Annotated in this window: 15 protein-coding genes; 10 read left to right on the forward strand and 5 right to left on the reverse strand. The window is 64.7% G+C overall.

Annotated elements, in window-relative coordinates:
- The first annotated feature begins 73 nt into the window (after positions 1-73).
- Positions 74-880 (forward strand): 2,5-didehydrogluconate reductase DkgB, encoded by an 807-nt coding sequence (gene dkgB / locus AWB74_RS34535; RefSeq protein WP_061151113.1) that lies wholly within the window; start codon positions 74-76, stop codon positions 878-880.
- A 37-nt stretch (positions 881-917) separates the two neighbouring features.
- On the opposite strand, the gene AWB74_RS34540 is transcribed toward dkgB, so the two are convergent.
- Positions 918-1,583, reverse strand: a complete 666-nt coding sequence (locus tag AWB74_RS34540) for a helix-turn-helix transcriptional regulator (RefSeq protein WP_407642504.1) — start codon at positions 1,581-1,583, stop codon at positions 918-920.
- A gap of 31 nt (positions 1,584-1,614) precedes the next feature.
- Entirely contained in the window at positions 1,615-2,604 is a 990-nt protein-coding gene (locus AWB74_RS34545) for an ornithine cyclodeaminase family protein (RefSeq protein ID WP_061151115.1), read from the reverse strand.
- Between the two features lie 170 nt (positions 2,605-2,774).
- Here AWB74_RS34545 and AWB74_RS34550 point away from each other — a divergent pair, with 170 nt between their 5' ends.
- Both AWB74_RS34550 and AWB74_RS34555 read left to right on the forward strand, forming a co-directional pair.
- Positions 2,775-3,557: an ABC transporter substrate-binding protein gene (locus AWB74_RS34550; RefSeq protein WP_061151116.1), complete on the forward strand. Its 783-nt coding sequence runs from the start codon at positions 2,775-2,777 to the stop codon at positions 3,555-3,557.
- Positions 3,558-3,579: 22 nt separating this feature from the next.
- Positions 3,580-4,821: an NAD(P)/FAD-dependent oxidoreductase gene (locus AWB74_RS34555; protein ID WP_061151117.1), complete on the forward strand. Its 1,242-nt coding sequence runs from the start codon at positions 3,580-3,582 to the stop codon at positions 4,819-4,821.
- An 8-nt stretch (positions 4,822-4,829) separates the two neighbouring features.
- On the opposite strand, the gene AWB74_RS34560 is transcribed toward AWB74_RS34555, so the two are convergent.
- From AWB74_RS34560 to AWB74_RS34570, 3 genes are all read right to left on the reverse strand, one after another.
- Complete coding sequence (locus AWB74_RS34560; protein WP_061151118.1) at positions 4,830-6,179, reverse strand: MFS transporter; 1,350 nt, start codon at positions 6,177-6,179, stop codon at positions 4,830-4,832.
- A 91-nt stretch (positions 6,180-6,270) separates the two neighbouring features.
- A complete protein-coding gene (locus tag AWB74_RS34565; RefSeq protein WP_061151119.1) occupies positions 6,271-7,656 on the reverse strand; it encodes an MFS transporter in 1,386 nt (461 codons plus the stop codon).
- Positions 7,657-7,818: 162 nt separating this feature from the next.
- Complete coding sequence (locus tag AWB74_RS34570; protein WP_061151120.1) at positions 7,819-8,910, reverse strand: porin; 1,092 nt, start codon at positions 8,908-8,910, stop codon at positions 7,819-7,821.
- A gap of 267 nt (positions 8,911-9,177) precedes the next feature.
- Between AWB74_RS34570 and AWB74_RS34575 the strand changes: the two genes are divergently transcribed.
- From AWB74_RS34575 to AWB74_RS34605, 7 genes are all read left to right on the forward strand, one after another.
- Positions 9,178-9,756: a UbiX family flavin prenyltransferase gene (locus AWB74_RS34575; RefSeq protein ID WP_061151121.1), complete on the forward strand. Its 579-nt coding sequence runs from the start codon at positions 9,178-9,180 to the stop codon at positions 9,754-9,756.
- Positions 9,757-9,952: 196 nt separating this feature from the next.
- On the forward strand, positions 9,953-11,140 hold the full coding sequence (locus AWB74_RS34580) for an FAD-dependent monooxygenase (protein ID WP_061151122.1): 1,188 nt from the start codon (positions 9,953-9,955) through the stop codon (positions 11,138-11,140).
- Between the two features lie 45 nt (positions 11,141-11,185).
- The gene (locus AWB74_RS34585) at positions 11,186-11,719 is read left to right on the forward strand and encodes a VOC family protein (RefSeq protein ID WP_061151123.1); all 534 of its coding nucleotides are present in this window, start codon (positions 11,186-11,188) and stop codon (positions 11,717-11,719) included.
- Positions 11,716-13,068, forward strand: a complete 1,353-nt coding sequence (gene fahA, locus AWB74_RS34590; protein ID WP_061151124.1) for a fumarylacetoacetase — start codon at positions 11,716-11,718, stop codon at positions 13,066-13,068. The genes AWB74_RS34585 and fahA overlap by 4 nt, the downstream gene beginning before the upstream one ends.
- On the forward strand, positions 13,065-13,832 hold the full coding sequence (locus AWB74_RS34595; protein WP_061151125.1) for an alpha/beta fold hydrolase: 768 nt from the start codon (positions 13,065-13,067) through the stop codon (positions 13,830-13,832). The genes fahA and AWB74_RS34595 overlap by 4 nt, the downstream gene beginning before the upstream one ends.
- 24 nt (positions 13,833-13,856) lie before the next feature.
- Positions 13,857-14,675 carry an FAD binding domain-containing protein gene (locus tag AWB74_RS34600; protein WP_061151126.1) on the forward strand — a complete coding sequence of 273 codons (819 nt, stop codon included), beginning with the start codon at positions 13,857-13,859 and terminating at the stop codon, positions 14,673-14,675.
- Between the two features lie 21 nt (positions 14,676-14,696).
- Positions 14,697-15,164: an SRPBCC family protein gene (locus tag AWB74_RS34605; protein WP_061151127.1), complete on the forward strand. Its 468-nt coding sequence runs from the start codon at positions 14,697-14,699 to the stop codon at positions 15,162-15,164.
- Positions 15,165-15,169: the final 5 nt, after the last annotated feature.

The following is a 15,169-nucleotide window of genomic DNA, read 5'->3' on the forward strand; positions in this document are numbered from 1 at the left end:
TTTTCGAATGAATCGATCCGGGCAGAATGATCGCATCGACATTGACGAAGCCTCAACCCGGAGAACACATTCCATGAATCGCATTCCCGCTTTCGGTCTCGGCACCTTCCGCCTGAAAGACCGCGTCGTCATGGATTCGGTGCGCAACGGACTCGAACTCGGCTATGGCGCCATCGACACTGCGCAGATTTACGGCAACGAAGCCGAAGTCGGCGAAGCGATCGCGGCCTCGGGCGTGCCCCGCCGCGATATCTTCCTGACGACGAAAATCTGGACCGACAACTATGCGCGAAGCAAGCTCGTCCCGAGCCTGAAAGAAAGCCTCACAAAGCTACGCGTGGATGAAGTGGACCTCGCGCTGATCCACTGGCCCGCGCCCGACAATGGCGTTTCGCTCGATGAATTCATGAGCGCGTTAGCCGATGCGAAAGCGCAAGGTCTCACGAAGCAGATCGGCATCTCCAACTTCAACATCGAGTTGACGAAGCAGGCCATCGCGGCAGTCGGCAGGGAAAACATCGCGACCAACCAGATCGAGTTGAGCCCGTATCTGCAGAACCGCAAGCTCGTCCAGTTCCTTCGCGAAGAAGGCATTCACGTCACGTCGTACATGACGCTCGCTTACGGCAAGGTGCTGACGGACCCGTTCATCGGCGAGATCGCGAAGCGGCATCACGCCACACCCGCGCAAGTGGCGCTCGCATGGGCGCTGCAACGCGGCTACTCGGTGATTCCGTCATCGACGAAGCGCGAAAACCTCGCGAGCAACCTGCTCTCGCAGCAACTCAGGCTGACCGACGAAGACATGGCGCAGATCGCCGGACTGGAACGCGACGGCCGTGAAGTCAGCCCGGCAGGCCTCGCGCCGGCATGGGACTGAACGAAGCATCGGGACGGAGGCGGGAAGAACCCGCCGCTCAGTCGCCGTCCTTCATCTCGCGCAGATGCTTGTAGACGGTCGCGCGTCCCATGCCGAGCACCTTGGCGATATAGTTCGCCGAGCTCTTGCCTTTGAACGCGCCCTGCTCATGCAGCGCCTCGACGAGCTCGCGCCGGTGATCGCGCGTGAGCGAGTTGAGCGCGATCTGCCGCTCGCGCAGCCAGCCGTGCAGGAACGTGTTGATGCGTTCCTGCCAGTCATCCTTGAAAAGCTCGACGGGCTGCGCAACGACGCCCGCGCCGCGCAGGAATAGATCGAGCGTCGAGCGCATCTCCTCGAAAGCCGCGATATTGAAGTTGATGCACATCACGCCTGCGGCATTGCCCGCGTCGTCGAAGAGCGCCGTGCTGACGCAACGCATGCGGCGCCCGTCCCAGTTGAGCTTCTCGTAAGGGCCGACGAGGCGCTCGCGCGCGGTCTCCTCGACATCCTCCAACGCCGAGTCGTCGCCGATCTCGCGCTTGGAGAGATTGTTCGACAGATACGCGATCGTCTGGTCCGAGAGATCGTGGATCACGACCTCCGCATAAGGAAAAAAGAGCGTCGTGATGCTGTCCGCGATATGCGCGTAACGCGCGAGCAGCGCTCCGCGCGCGGCGTCATCGGCCTTGGGCGTCTTGCGTCGTGGCATGGAAATAGGCATGAAGTCGGTCCCGCGAAAGCCGATGATACCGCTAGGCCGACGCGCGCAGCTTCGCGAGATGGACATGCAGCGCATGCGCGACCGCGATGTCTTCCAGGCCGAGGCCGATCGAGCGGAAAAACACGGAGCGCTCATAAGAAGGCGCTGGACACACGCCGCGCGCGAGCTCCGCAAGATCGCCGCGAATCGCATCGGGCGACCAGCCATGATGTTCCTGCGCGATCACCATTTCGCCTGCGCTCGACGGCGTCGTCTGCCGATAGTCGCAATAGACGTCGAGCGCATTCAGCGCGGCCGGATCGATCTCGTGCGCGCGCGCGACGTTCGTGCTGATCGACGTGACGAGCGCGGGCTTCGTGAGCGCATCGAGCGCGAGCACCGGCGTGCCCGATGACGTGCACAGCATCACGACATCCGCGTCGCGCACGCACTCTTCGACCGTCTCCGCAATACGCACGCGCGCATCGAGCGCCTTCATCGCGTCCGCGCGCTCCCGCTCGCTTGCGAGGCGCGGCGAATGGATGCGGATCTCCGACCATTCGCGCAACGGCGCGACATGCCGCAGATGCGCGAGCGCGACGCTCCCCGAGCCGATGATCGCCAGCCGCTCGCTCGATGCGCGGGCGAGCCGGTCGACCGCGAGCGCCGTCGTTCCGGCTGTTCGTTCGGTGGTGAGAAGCGCGGAATCGCACCACATCAGCGGCGCGCCGGTGCGCATCGACATGAGCGCGGTCCACGCAGTGACGATCGGCGCGCCAGGCTGGGCGACATACGGCGAGAGCTTCGCGCCGAACACGTCATGCTTCGCGAGCACGCCGAGATAGGTGATGAAATCGCCCGCGCCGCGCGGAAAAAGCGTGAGCGTCTGCGGCGGCTGCACGGCCTCGTCCTCGCCGAGCGCAGCGAACATGTCGTCGAGCGCGCCCCGCATATCGAGCGATGGCAGCGCCTTTCGCACCTCTTCTTCATGAACGATGAAAGGCGTCGGGGCAACCTGCGTTTCTTCAGACAAGGAAATCATTTGAAAACCTCCGGTTCGTCGCCGTGCGTTCGTCGCTTACGGCGTGGACATTTTTGTCTATTCTAGACTTTTATTTTATTTTTGGTCTATATTTCCATGGAGCGCGTGGCGACGCCCGCGCCTGGCGCAACACGGACGGTGCAGGTTCACAAACGACTTTGGTGACGACAATGAACTGGAAGATGATTTGCTTCGCGGGCGCAGCGAGCCTCGCGTTCACATTCGGCCTGGCGCATGCGGAATCGCAGACCTTGCGATTCGGCGTCGAGGCGTCGTATCCGCCGTTCGAGAGCAAGACGCCGACGGGCCAGCTCGAAGGCTTCGATATCGACATCGGCAACGCGGTGTGTCAGCGCATCAAGATGAAGTGCGTTTGGGTCGAGAACAGCTTCGACGGGCTGATCCCTGCGCTGCAGGCGCGCAAGTTCGACGCGATCAATTCGGCGATGAACATCTCGGCCAAGCGCAAGCAGGCGATCGACTTCACGCCGCCCATCTACGTGATGCCGATCCAGATGGTCGCGAAGCGCGGCTCGAACCTGCAGCCGACGCCCGCGAGCCTGAAGGGCAAGTCGGTGGGGGTACTGCAAGGCTCGACGCAGGAGGATTACGTGCGCAAGCACTGGGCGAGCGACGGCGTGCAGGTCGTCACGTATCAGAGCCAGGACCAAATCTTCGCGGACCTGTCGGCCGGGCGGCTCAACGGCGCCGTGCAGGAAGTGCAGACCGCGATCGACGGCTTCCTCGCGAAGCCCGAAGGCAAGGATTTCGATTTCGCGGGACCCGCGCTCTCCGATCCGTCCACGCTCGGCGAAGGCACCGGCATCGGCTTGCGCAAGGACGATGCGGCGTTGAAGGCGAAGGTCGTCGCCGCGCTCGATTCGCTGAAGAAAGACGGCACGCTGAGCCAACTATCGCAAAAGTACTTCAAACGCGACATCATTGCGAAATAAGGACTTCATCAGGCATCGGAACATGGCTCAGGACGTGATCGTGCTCGGCGCGGGCATCGTGGGAGTTAGCGTGGCGCTGCATCTGCGGCAGCGCGGATGGCAGGTGACGCTCGTCGACCGCCGCGCGCCCGGCGAGGCGACGAGTTTCGGCAATGCGGGGCTGATCGAGGCGTCGTCGGTCGTGCCTTATGCGTTTCCGCGCGACTGGGGCACCGTGCTGAAGTTCGCGATGAACCGCTCGACCGCGCTGCGCTACGACCTGCGCTCGCTGCCCGCGTATGCGCCGTGGCTCGCGCGGTTCTGGTGGGAGTCGGCGCCCGCGCGCCTCGCCGCCGCCGCACGCGACATGCTGCCGCTCATCGGTAAAAGCGTGGCCGAACACGAGGCGCTGATTTCGCGGGCCGGTCTCGCCGATCTCGTGCGGCCCACGGGCTGGCTCGAAGCCTATCGATCGCGCGAGCAGTTCGAGCGGGAAGCGAGCGCCGCCGTACAGATCGCGGGCGAGCACGGGCTCGGCATGAACCTGCTCGACGCGAGCGCGCTGCATCGGCTGGAGGCATCGCTCGATGGCGGCTATGCCGGCGCGATCCACTGGACCGACCCGCGCAGCGTGATCGATCCGGGCGCGCTGACGAAAGGTTATGCGGCGCTTTTCGAGCGCGAGGGCGGACGCATCCTGACCGGCGACGCCGCGACGCTCGAACCCTCGGGAAGCGGCTGGCGCGTGATGACAGCGAGCGGGCCGGTCGAGGCGCAGGCAGCGGTGGTGGCGCTCGGCGTCTGGTCCGGCGATCTCGCGCGCAAGTTCGGCTACCGCGTGCCGCTCATGGCCAAGCGCGGGTACCACATGCACTACGCAAGCGATGGACGGGCCGCGCTGGGAAGACCCGTAGTCGATATCGAGAACGGCTATGTCGTCGCGCCAATGCGGCGCGGCTTGCGCCTGACCACCGGCGTCGAGCTCGCCCGCCCCGGCAGGCCGCCGAGCCCGGTGCAGCTCGAACGGGCGGAGCGGCTCGCGCGGCCGGTGTTCGGCCTCGGCGCGCGGATCGACGAATCGCCGTGGCTCGGGCTACGGCCTTGCACGCCGGACATGCGTCCGGTGATCGGGCCGGCGGATCGTCACCCCGGCCTCTGGTTCGCATTCGGGCACGCGCATCATGGCCTCACGCTCGGTCCGGTGACGGGAAGGCTCGTCGGCGAAATGATGAATGGCGAAGCGGGTTTCACCGATCCGCGTCCTTACCGGGTGGGAAGGTTCTAACAGGACCGTCAGCAAAGATCCGCGGTTTCGCGGCGCTCGAATCGCCTAACACCGCCAAGGGCCGCCGCGAGCAGCGCGATCGCCAAAAACACGGTGGCGAGATCGAAGAACAGTCGTTCCACAGGCAGATGCATCGACAGCAGCACGCCGCCGAGCAACGATCCGGCGACCGAGCCGAGCTTGCCGATACCAATCGCGGAGCCGACGCCCGTCGAGCGCAGCGCCGTCGGATAAACCATGCCGGACACTGCATAGAGCGCGAACTGGCTACCGATCACGCAGACACCGCTCGCGAACACGGCCGCGAAGAGCCAGCCGGTCGGCATCGGCATGCCGAGCGATGCGGCGATGGGGCAACCGGTCATCGCGAGCAACAGGATCACGCGCACGCCGAATCGATCGACAGAGCGGCTCAGCGCAAGCGCGCCGATCGTGCCGCCCACCGGAAACATCATCGCGGCCTGCGCCGCACGCGCCGGCGCGAGCGTGCCCATGCTGAACAGAATCGGCAGCCAGTTCTGCAGGAAGTGCAGCGCGAGCGAATTCAGGATGAAGATCGCCCACAGCAGCGGCGTCACTTTCGCAAGGCCGCCCTGAAACAACGCGGCCGGCCGCACGCGCACGCGCGCCTCGTCGTCGACGACATAACGCACCGCCTCACCATCGGTTTCTGCGCCGAGACGTCGCGCGATGCGGCGAATCCCGCGGGTGTCGCGCCCGCTCACGATCAGGAAGCGGATCGATTCGGGCAGCAGCGCGAACGACGCCAGCGCCACGACGATCGCCGCGATGCCGCCCACCGTGAACAGGACGGGCCAGCCGAAGCGCGGCAGCAGCCACGATGCGACCGCCCCGCCACCGCCCGCGCCGACCGAAAAGCCGGAGAACATCAGCGTGATCCAGGTTGCGCGGCGTGCCTTGGGCGCGTATTCGGATACGAGCGCGACCGTGTTCGGCACGACGCCGCCCATGCCGATGCCCGCGAGAAAGCGCAGCAGCGTCAGTTGATCGAGCGAGTCCGCATATCCGCACAGGAACGTCAGGATGCCGAATGAAAGCGAACCGTAGATTATCGTGAGCCGCCGGCCATAGCGGTCGCCGCTGACGCCGAGCAACAGCGATCCCACGAGCACGCCGAAGAGCCCGACGCCGAACACGCGTCCAAAACCGGCCGCATTGGTGTGCCAGGCATGCATCAGCGCGGGCGCAGCGAAGGCTGCGGTGACCTGATCGTAGCCGTCGATCAATACGATCAGAAAGCACCACAGGATCAGCAAAAGCGCGAATCCGCCGAGCTTCTGGCGCTCGATCAGCGCCGATACGTCGACGGTGGTTTCGCGTGCGGCAAGGGTGCTCATGGTCGCGTCGTCTCCTCTATTTTTATTAGCCATCCGAAACAATGATGTATCGATGAAAACGCCGCCGCGTGTCAGCGCGGCGGCGGTAGAGTTACGAGTCCTGGACCAGCGAGCCCCGCGCCGGTTCGACAGCCGAAGCAACGGCTTGCGTCTCGCCGAAACGCTTGCGATAAAGCAGCGCGAGGATCGTCGAGAACACAGCGGCGACGAGGAACAGCAGCGAGGCGGCGTAGAACAGTTGCGCGATCGGCAAGTGCATCGAGAGCAGCAGGCCGCCGATCACCGGTCCGGACACCGAGCCGATCTTGCCTACCGAAATCGCGCTGCCGACGCCCGCGGAGCGGAACGACGTCGGATAGATCATGCCGGCGACCGCATACAGACCGTACTGCGCGCCCACCACGCAAAAGCCGGTCGCGAAGACCGCGAGCATGAGCCAGCCCTGCGACGAGCCGTGACCGAGCGATGCGACCACCGGAAGGCCGATCACGGGCAGCGAGATGATCGCCGCGACGCCGTGGCGGTCGACGAAGCGGCAGAGCACGAGACCGCCGATCACGCCGCCCACGGAGAACATCATCGTGATGAGGCCCGCGCCGCGCGGATCGATACCCATGCCTTCCATCAGAATCGGCAGCCAGTTCTGCAGGAAATAGAGCGCCATCGAGTTCACGATGAACACGATCCAGAGCAGCGGCGTGATGGCGGCGAGGCCATCGGAGAAAATCAGCTTCAGCACGAAGCGCTGCTTTTCGCGCACTTCGCCGGGCACGAACAGCGCGTCGGCGGGAATCTTCAGTTCGGGACGCAGGCGCGCCACGAGCTTGCGCAGCACCTGCGGATCGCGCTGCCGGATCACGAGCAGCTTCGCGGATTCGGGCAGCGTGAAGATCAGCAGCACCGCGACGAGCAACGAGCCGACGCCGCCGACCGCGAACATGACAGGCCAGCCGAAGCGATGAATCAGCGCCGACGAGACCGCGCCGCCCGAGCCTGCCCCGATCGAAAAGCCCGAGAACATCAGCGTGACCCACGTCGCGCGCAGCCGCTTCGGCGCATATTCCGCGACCAGTGCGACCGAGTTCGGCACCACGCCGCCCATGCCGATGCCGGCCAGAAAGCGCAGCAGCATCAACTCCTGCAGCGAGGTCACCCACACCGAAGCCCAGGTCAGCGCGCCGAAGAAAAGGCTGCCGATGATGATGGCCTTCTTGCGGCCGAGCCGGTCGCCGAGATAGCCGAAGATGAACGAGCCGATCAGCGTGCCGAGCAGACCCGCGCCGAACACGGGGCCGAATCCGCCGCGTGAGACGTGCCAGTCCTTGATGATGGCGGGCGCCGCGAACGACACGGCCGTCTGATCGTAGCCATCCATCAGCATGATCAGGAAACACCAGAAGAGCAGACCGGCGGCGAAGCGTCCCGTCTTCTGCTCTTCTATCAATGTCGCGATGTTGAAAGTGCGGTCTGCTTGCATGTATGTCCCATTTACATCTCGTGACGGCGCCGCGGCCGGAGCCACAATATAAAAGTCGGCCCCGCGCGGCTCAATCAAAAAGAAACGATGAAGCGATCGAAATAAGTGAAGAATCCGCCTCGCACGCTCATTCGCTTCCCGTCTGCACTGCGTTGCGCCTCGTCAGAACATGTGATTCACGCCGATGCGCGCGACCGTCTGGCTGCCGCTCGACGAAGGCTGGTACCCGAACTGCGCGGCGCGTGCGCCGGGCCCCGAAGCGCGTTGCACGCCCACGCCCGCGTACACCTGCGTGCGCTTCGACAGATAATCGGTCAGGAACAGGTTGTACTGGTTGATCGTGAGCCCTTGAAACAGCGAGTGATTCACGGACAGCCCGAGGATGAAAAAGCCCAGGTTGCCGACCAGTTCCGTGTTCACGCCCGCCTGATAGTTGTTCAGCGAGGCCGAACCGCGCGCGTTCTCGAGCTTGACGCCGGAATACGTGACGTGCGGCGTGAAAATGCCGATCTTCACCGAAGCGCCGGCGGCGAGCGTGCTGTAGCGGCTGGCATTGAACATCGTGCCCTGTCTCAGCGGCTGGCCGAGCAGCGAGTTCAGGCTGAAGGTGCCGAAGATGTCGGCCGTGCGGTTATGCGACATCGTGTACGCGATGCCGAAATTCACCGTGCCGCTCGAATACTGCCCGCCGACGCTGTACTGACGCCCCGCGCTGAAATCGCCCGCCTGGTTGCCGAACGCGTTCATCGCGCCGAGCTGGAAGCCGTGGAAATTGATCGTCTCGTACTTCACGGCGTTGTTGAGGGCGTGCGTATTCGCGAGGCCGTCGAGATTGCCGGGCGTGTAGTACGACGAGATGCCCGGCACCGAGTTGTTCAGCCGCCCGACGTACTGATAGATATAGTCATTGATGTTCCCGAAGCTGAGCGAGCCCCAGCGATCGTTCGAGAGGCCCACGTAGGCGTCGCGGTTGAAGAAGCTCGTCGGATTGATCTGCGCGCCGGTGTTGCTCAGAAAGCCCGATTCGAGCCGGGCGAACGCCGCATTGCCGCCGCCCAGGTCCTCCTTGATCAACAGTCCCCAGCGGTCCGGCTGACGCTTGCCGGCCGATTCCTGGTACAGATGTTTGCCCTGAGAGTTCGACACGAAATCCACACCAAGGTCGATGCTCCCATACAGCGTCACGGACGACTGCGCCCACGCAGGGCCAGCCAGGATCGCGGCGCAGCCGCCGACGAGCAGACAAGTTCTCAACCGAAGTCTCCAATGTTTTTATCTCTGGCCGGTCGCTCGCCGGCGCCGGCTTCTTGCATCGCTTATTCCCGATGCGGAACCGAGTTTAACCACTCCGATTCGCGTTTTGAATCACGAGTTATTTATCAATCGATAGAACATCCCGAATACTCGGTCAGGGTATTTACCCATTAATTCAAAAAAGGCTCATAAGTTATCCGGTTGAATGAATTCACCGTGCTAACATCCGCGACGTTTAATTCATCACCGTTGAAACGGAGAGCACAGATGCATTTCAGCGCAGTACAGCCCAGACGCATGATCGTGGGCATCAGCGGCGCATCGGGCGTCGTCTACGGTGTCAGGCTGCTGCAGTTGCTCAGGCAGCTCGACATCGAATCGCATCTGGTGATGAGCCGCTCCGCGCAGGTCACGCTCGCGCACGAGTCGCCGTACAGCGTCGCCGACGTCCGCGCGCTCGCCACGGTCACCTATCCGAACACGGACATCGGCGCGGCGATTTCGAGCGGATCGTTCCCCGTGATGGGCATGATCGTCGCGCCCTGCTCGATCCGCTCGCTCTCGGAGATCGCCACGGGCGTGACGAGCGGGCTGCTCTCGCGCGCCGCCGACGTCACGCTCAAGGAGCGCCGCCGGCTCGTGCTGATGGTTCGGGAAACGCCGCTGCATCTGGGCCACTTGCGCAGCATGACGAGCGTGACCGAAGCCGGAGCAATCGTCTATCCGCCGGTGCCGGCATTCTACGCGAACCCCGAATCGCTCGACGAAATGGTCGACCATACCCTCGGGCGCGTGCTCGATCTCTTCGGCATCGAATCCTCGGTCGTGCATCGCTGGGGCATGTGAGACTCATGCGCGTCTTCATCGCGCATTATCAATTTTCGCTGATAACTCATTCGAATTCTTTTGCTTCTTTAGCGGCTGGCGTTCATTTAAAGTGGTTCCGTTTTAAAACGAAACCCCATTTAAAAGATTTATCTATCGATTGATAAATCTTCTCGATAAGAGACAGCGTCAAATACGAAAGAGGTCGAAAGGTCGAATGAAGATCGTCATTGCAGGGGCCGGTATCGGCGGTTTGACGGCGGGAGCCGCATTACTGAAAGCGGGTTTCGACGTCACCATTCTCGAACAGGCCAAGGCCCTGGGAGAAATCGGCGCGGGCGTGCAGTTGAGTCCGAACGCCACGCGCGTGCTTTACCGGATCGGCGTCGGTGAGCGCCTCGAACGCCTCGCATGCGAGCCGCCCGGCAAGCGCGTGCGTCTCTGGAACACGGGGCAGACCTGGCCGCTCTTCGATCTCGGCGCGGCATCGCGCGAAGTGTACGGCTTCCCCTACCTGACCGTGCACCGCGCGGACCTGCATGAAGCGCTCGTCGATGCGGTGCGCGCGTATCGGGCCGATGCGATCAGGCTCGATCACAAGGTCGAGTCGATCGTGCAGAAGGACGGCAAGGTCGAAGTTCAGACCGTCTCGGGCGCAACGTTCGAAGCGGACCTGCTGATCGGCGCGGACGGCGTGCACTCGCGCGTGCGCCGCGCGCTCTTCGGCGCGGACGAGCCCGTCTATTCGGGCGTGATGGCCTGGCGCGGCGTGATCGACGCCACGAAGCTGCCCGAGCATCTGCGCACGCCCTACGGCACGAACTGGGTCGGGCCGGGCGCGCACGTGATTCACTATCCGCTGCGCGGCCACCAGCTCGTCAACTTCGTCGGCGCGGTGGAGCGTGACGGCTGGCAGGTCGAGTCGTGGTCGGAGCGCGGCACCATCGACGAATGTCTGGCCGATTTCGCCGGCTGGCACGAAGACGTCCGCACCATGATCTCGGCCATCGACGTGCCCTATAAGTGGGCGCTCATGATCCGCGAGCCGATGACGCGCTGGACCTCGGGCAACGCCACGCTGCTCGGCGACGCCTGCCATCCCACGCTGCCGTTCCTCGCGCAGGGCGCGGGCATGGCGCTCGAAGACGGCTACCTGATCGCGCGCTGCCTCGCACGCCATGCGAACGATCTGCCGCATGCGCTCGAACGCTACGAGTCGCTGCGCCTCGAGCGCACGTCGCGCATCGTGCGCGGCTCGGCGGCCAACACGAAGCGCTTCCACAATCCCGCGCTCGCGCATGCGGAAGGCGCGGCGGAATACGTCGATCGCGAGTGGAGTGAAGAGCGCGTGAAGGAACGCTACAACTGGCTGTTCGAATACGACGTCGATACCGTCGAAGTCTAGAGCGGGCGCAGCCCGCCTCATCACGCCGCATCAAGGAGACACAACATGCCCGAAGACCTGCCGCCTGTGCGCGGCCTGCATCATTTCGCCTGGCGTTGCCGCAATGCCGAAGAAACGCGCCACTTCTACGAGGACATTCTCGGCCTGCCGCTGGTTCATCTGATCCGCCTCGACCGCGTGCCGAGCACGGGCGAGCATTGCCCTTACGTGCATCTGTTCTTCGAGATGGCGGACGGCTCGAACATCGCGTTCTTCGATCTCGGCGACGACACGGCCGCGGAGCCTTCGCCGAACACGCCTGCGTGGGTGAACCACATCGCGCTGCGCCTGGCCACGCTCGACGAGCTCGAAACGATGAAGCAGCGTCTCGTCGATCACGGCATCGAGGTGCTGGGCGTCACCGATCATCATTTCGTGCGTTCGATCTATTTCTTCGATCCGAACGGCTTGCGGCTCGAACTGACGGTGCCCGTCGCATCGCAGGCAACGCTGTCTTCCTATCGGAAGGAAGCGCATGCCGCACTCGATGCGTGGACCGAAACACGCAGGCACGCCGTATCGGAGACGCACAACGCATGACCGCGCTCAACGTCACCCACGATCCGGCGCGGCGTAGCTGGATCGATTCGGCCAATCTGCCCGACGCGGATTTTCCGATCCAGAACCTGCCGTTCGGCGCTTTCGAGCGCGACGGCATCGCGCGCGCGGGCGTCGCCATCGGCGAGCATGCCGTGGACTTGCGCGCGCTCGCCGACAGCGGCCTGCTCGCTGCCGGCAGCGATGCCGCGATCGCCTGCGAAGCCGCACGGGACGGCACGCTGAACCGCCTCATGTCGATGCCGCTTCGCTATGCGAGCGCCTTGCGCGCCGCGCTCTCCGATCTGCTGAAAAGCGCTGCGCCGCAGCGCGCGCAGATGCAACGGCAAGCCGATGCGCTGCTGCCGCGCATCGATACGCTCGCGCTTCGCCTGCCCTGCGAAGTCGGCGATTACACCGACTTTCTCACGTCGCTTCATCACACAGAGCGGCATGGCCGCTACAAGGGCCTTGCCGATCCGCTGCCGGCCGCGTTCAAGTCGCTGCCGATCGCGTATCACGGCCGTGCTTCGTCGCTGCGTGTGAGCGGCGGCGATGTGCGCCGTCCGCACGGCCAGTATCGCGATGCGGACGGCCAGATCGTGTTCGGCCCCGCGCCCGCGCTCGATTTCGAGCTGGAGCTGGCGGCGTGGATCGGCGAAGGCAATGCGCTCACGCAACCGATCGCCGTCGACGAGGCCCACGCGCACCTCTTCGGCTATTCGCTGCTCAACGACTGGTCCGCGAAAAGCATTCAGTGGTTCGAACAGGTGCTTGGGCCCTTTCTCGGCAAGAGCTTTCATTCGAGCGTGTCGCCGTGGATCGTCACGTCGGAGGCGCTCGCGCCGTTCAGAAAGGCGCCCGTGGCGCGCGCCATCGATGATCCGCCGCTCATGCCGCATCTGCGCGGCGCGCGCGATCAGCAGGAAGGCGGACTGCATCTTGAGCTGCACGCGCATCTTTCGACACGGCAACTGCGCGAAGCCGGCGCCGACGCCGTGTGCATCACGCAGACGCATCTCGACAACCTGTACTGGACGTTCGCGCAGATGGTCGCGCATCACACGAGCAACGGCTGCAATCTGCGCCCCGGCGATCTGCTCGGTAGCGGCACGATCTCCGGAGCTGACGATGCGGCGCGCGCCTGCCTCACCGAACTCACCAACGCGGGCCGCGATCCGCTTCGCCTGCAAAACGGCGAAACGCGCATCGCGCTCGAAGACGGCGATGAGATCGTGCTGAGCGCGCGCGCGTCGAAGGCGGGCGCGGTGTCGATCGGCTTCGGGGAATGCCGTGGGCGTATCGCCCCGGCGTTCGCGTTTGCGTCGCGCGAAGCGGAGGCCGCGGCATGACGCAGGCGCTCAACGGTTACGTCAAGGTCGGCGACGGCCCGCGCAAGGTGCTCGCGATGAGCGGCTGGTTCGGCAGCGCCAACGACTGGCAGCCGCTCGTGCCCGCGCTCGATACGGACGCCTTCACTTACGTGTTCTTCGACTATCGCGGATACGGCCGCTCGCGCGAGCGCGACGGCGCATTCACGTTCGATGAAGCCGCGCATGACGTGCTCGCCCTCGCCGATCATCTCGGCTGGGACAGGTTCAGCCTGATCGGCCATTCGATGGGCGGCGTCGCGATTCAGCGCGTGCTGCTCGCCGCGCGCGGACGTATCGATCGCATGGCGGGCGTGTGCGCGGTGCCCGCGTGCGGCTCGCGCATGGACGAAACGCGTTTGGCCGCGTTTCGCACGGCCGTCGACGACATCGAAAAACGCGCGGCGATCATCGCGTTCTCGACGGGCAATCGCCTTGCGCCGCGCTGGAGTGCGCATATGGCGCGGGAATCGCAACGGGTATCGCGCGCGGATGCCTTCGCAGGCTATCTGCCGCACTGGGCAGCGAGCGATTTTTCCGCCGACGTGATGGGCAACGCGACGCCGGTGAAGCTCTTCATCGGCGAGCACGATCCGACGCTCACTACCGACGTGATGAATCGCACCTGGCTCGCGTGGTATCCGCGCGCGAGCGTCGAAACCCTCGCGAACGCGGGTCACTACCCGATGTACGAAGTGCCCGTCGCACTCGCGACGGCGCTGGAAAACTGGCTGAAACAGGCCTGACGGCCACAGGCCGCAGGAGACCTCATGTACGAAACGCTTTACCTGCGAGCGTCCTCGCTCGACGAAGCGCTCGGCTGGCTGCGCGAGCACGAGGACGCGAAGCCGCTCTCGGGCGGCATGACGCTGATTCCCACGCTCAAGCAGCGCCTCGCCGCGCCTTCGCATCTGATCGATCTGACGCGCATCGAGGCGATGCGCGGCGTGAGCGTCGAAGGCGGCGTGCTGCGCATCGGCGCACTGACGAAGCATGCGGAGGCGGCCGCGTCACAAGTGGTGGCCGCGGCGATTCCCGCGCTCGCGCAGCTCGCGAACGTGATCGCCGATCCGCAAGTGCGCAACCGCGGCACGATGGGCGGCTCGGTCGCAAACAACGACCCCGCCGCCGATTATCCGAGCGCCGTGCTTGCGCTGAACGCACGCGTGCTCACCTCGCAGCGCCGCATCGAGGCCGACGATTTCTTCGTCGATACCTTCGAGACCGCGCTCGAACCGGGCGAACTCGTGACCGGCTTCGAGTATCCGCTTCCGTTGCGCGCCGCCTATGCGAAGTTCCGCCAGCCGGCGTCCGGCTATGCCGTAGTGGGCGTGTTCATCGCGCAATTCGCCGATGCGCTTCGCGTAGCGGTGACGGGCGCGGGCGCGTCGGTGTTCCGCTGGCGCGATGCCGAAGCAGCGCTCGCCGCCGACCTGTCCGAAGCCGCGCTCGATGCATTGAAAGTGGACGCACACGCGCTGCCCGACGACGCCAACGGCTCGTCCGCCTACCGCGCGCATCTGATCGAAACCTATACGCGCCGCGCATTGCGTGCGCTGCTGGCGCAGCCGCTGCGCCAGCCTGCCTAAACCGTTTCAGGAGACAAGAACATGGAATTCACCGGATCGCAGACCATCGCCGCCACGCGCGAGCAGGTATGGAAAGGCTTGAACGATGCCGCGGTGCTGCAGGCATGCGTGCCGGGCTGCGAAGAGTTCGTCGCGCAGAGCGACGACGAGTACAGGGCCGTCGTGATCGCATCGGTCGGGCCCGTGAAGGCGCGCTTCAAGGGCACGCTGCTGCTGTCCGAGCGCGACGGCCCGAACGGTTACAGGATCCTGGGCCAGGGCGAAGGCGGCATCGCGGGCTTCGGCAAGATGACGGCGACGGTCACGCTCGCCGACGCCGATGCGGGCGGCACGCTTCTCACCTACGTCGCCGACGCGCAGGTGGGCGGCAAGCTCGCGCAGATCGGCTCGCGCCTCGTCACGTCGGTTGCGAACAAGCTCGCGGCGGAGTTCTTCAAGCGCTTCAACGCGACGATGAGCGCAGAAGCAAACGCCGACGCTGCGCAGTAATCGCG

It is taken from the genome of Caballeronia arvi (assembly GCF_001544695.2).
Classification (GTDB): Bacteria; Pseudomonadota; Gammaproteobacteria; order Burkholderiales; family Burkholderiaceae; genus Caballeronia; species Caballeronia arvi.

Bases quoted from the DNA above. Each gene is read 5' to 3' on its own strand.
- dkgB (WP_061151113.1), top strand. From the start codon at position 74: ATGAATCGCATTCCCGCTTTCGGTCTCGGCACCTTCCGCCTGAAAGAC.
- AWB74_RS34540 (WP_407642504.1), bottom strand. From the start codon at position 1,583: ATGCCTATTTCCATGCCACGACGCAAGACGCCCAAGGCCGATGACGCC.
- AWB74_RS34545 (WP_061151115.1), bottom strand. From the start codon at position 2,604: ATGATTTCCTTGTCTGAAGAAACGCAGGTTGCCCCGACGCCTTTCATC.
- AWB74_RS34550 (WP_061151116.1), top strand. From the start codon at position 2,775: ATGAACTGGAAGATGATTTGCTTCGCGGGCGCAGCGAGCCTCGCGTTC.
- AWB74_RS34555 (WP_061151117.1), top strand. From the start codon at position 3,580: ATGGCTCAGGACGTGATCGTGCTCGGCGCGGGCATCGTGGGAGTTAGC.
- AWB74_RS34560 (WP_061151118.1), bottom strand. From the start codon at position 6,179: ATGAGCACCCTTGCCGCACGCGAAACCACCGTCGACGTATCGGCGCTG.
- AWB74_RS34565 (WP_061151119.1), bottom strand. From the start codon at position 7,656: ATGCAAGCAGACCGCACTTTCAACATCGCGACATTGATAGAAGAGCAG.
- AWB74_RS34575 (WP_061151121.1), top strand. From the start codon at position 9,178: ATGCATTTCAGCGCAGTACAGCCCAGACGCATGATCGTGGGCATCAGC.
- AWB74_RS34580 (WP_061151122.1), top strand. From the start codon at position 9,953: ATGAAGATCGTCATTGCAGGGGCCGGTATCGGCGGTTTGACGGCGGGA.
- AWB74_RS34585 (WP_061151123.1), top strand. From the start codon at position 11,186: ATGCCCGAAGACCTGCCGCCTGTGCGCGGCCTGCATCATTTCGCCTGG.
- fahA (WP_061151124.1), top strand. From the start codon at position 11,716: ATGACCGCGCTCAACGTCACCCACGATCCGGCGCGGCGTAGCTGGATC.
- AWB74_RS34595 (WP_061151125.1), top strand. From the start codon at position 13,065: ATGACGCAGGCGCTCAACGGTTACGTCAAGGTCGGCGACGGCCCGCGC.
- AWB74_RS34600 (WP_061151126.1), top strand. From the start codon at position 13,857: ATGTACGAAACGCTTTACCTGCGAGCGTCCTCGCTCGACGAAGCGCTC.
- AWB74_RS34605 (WP_061151127.1), top strand. From the start codon at position 14,697: ATGGAATTCACCGGATCGCAGACCATCGCCGCCACGCGCGAGCAGGTA.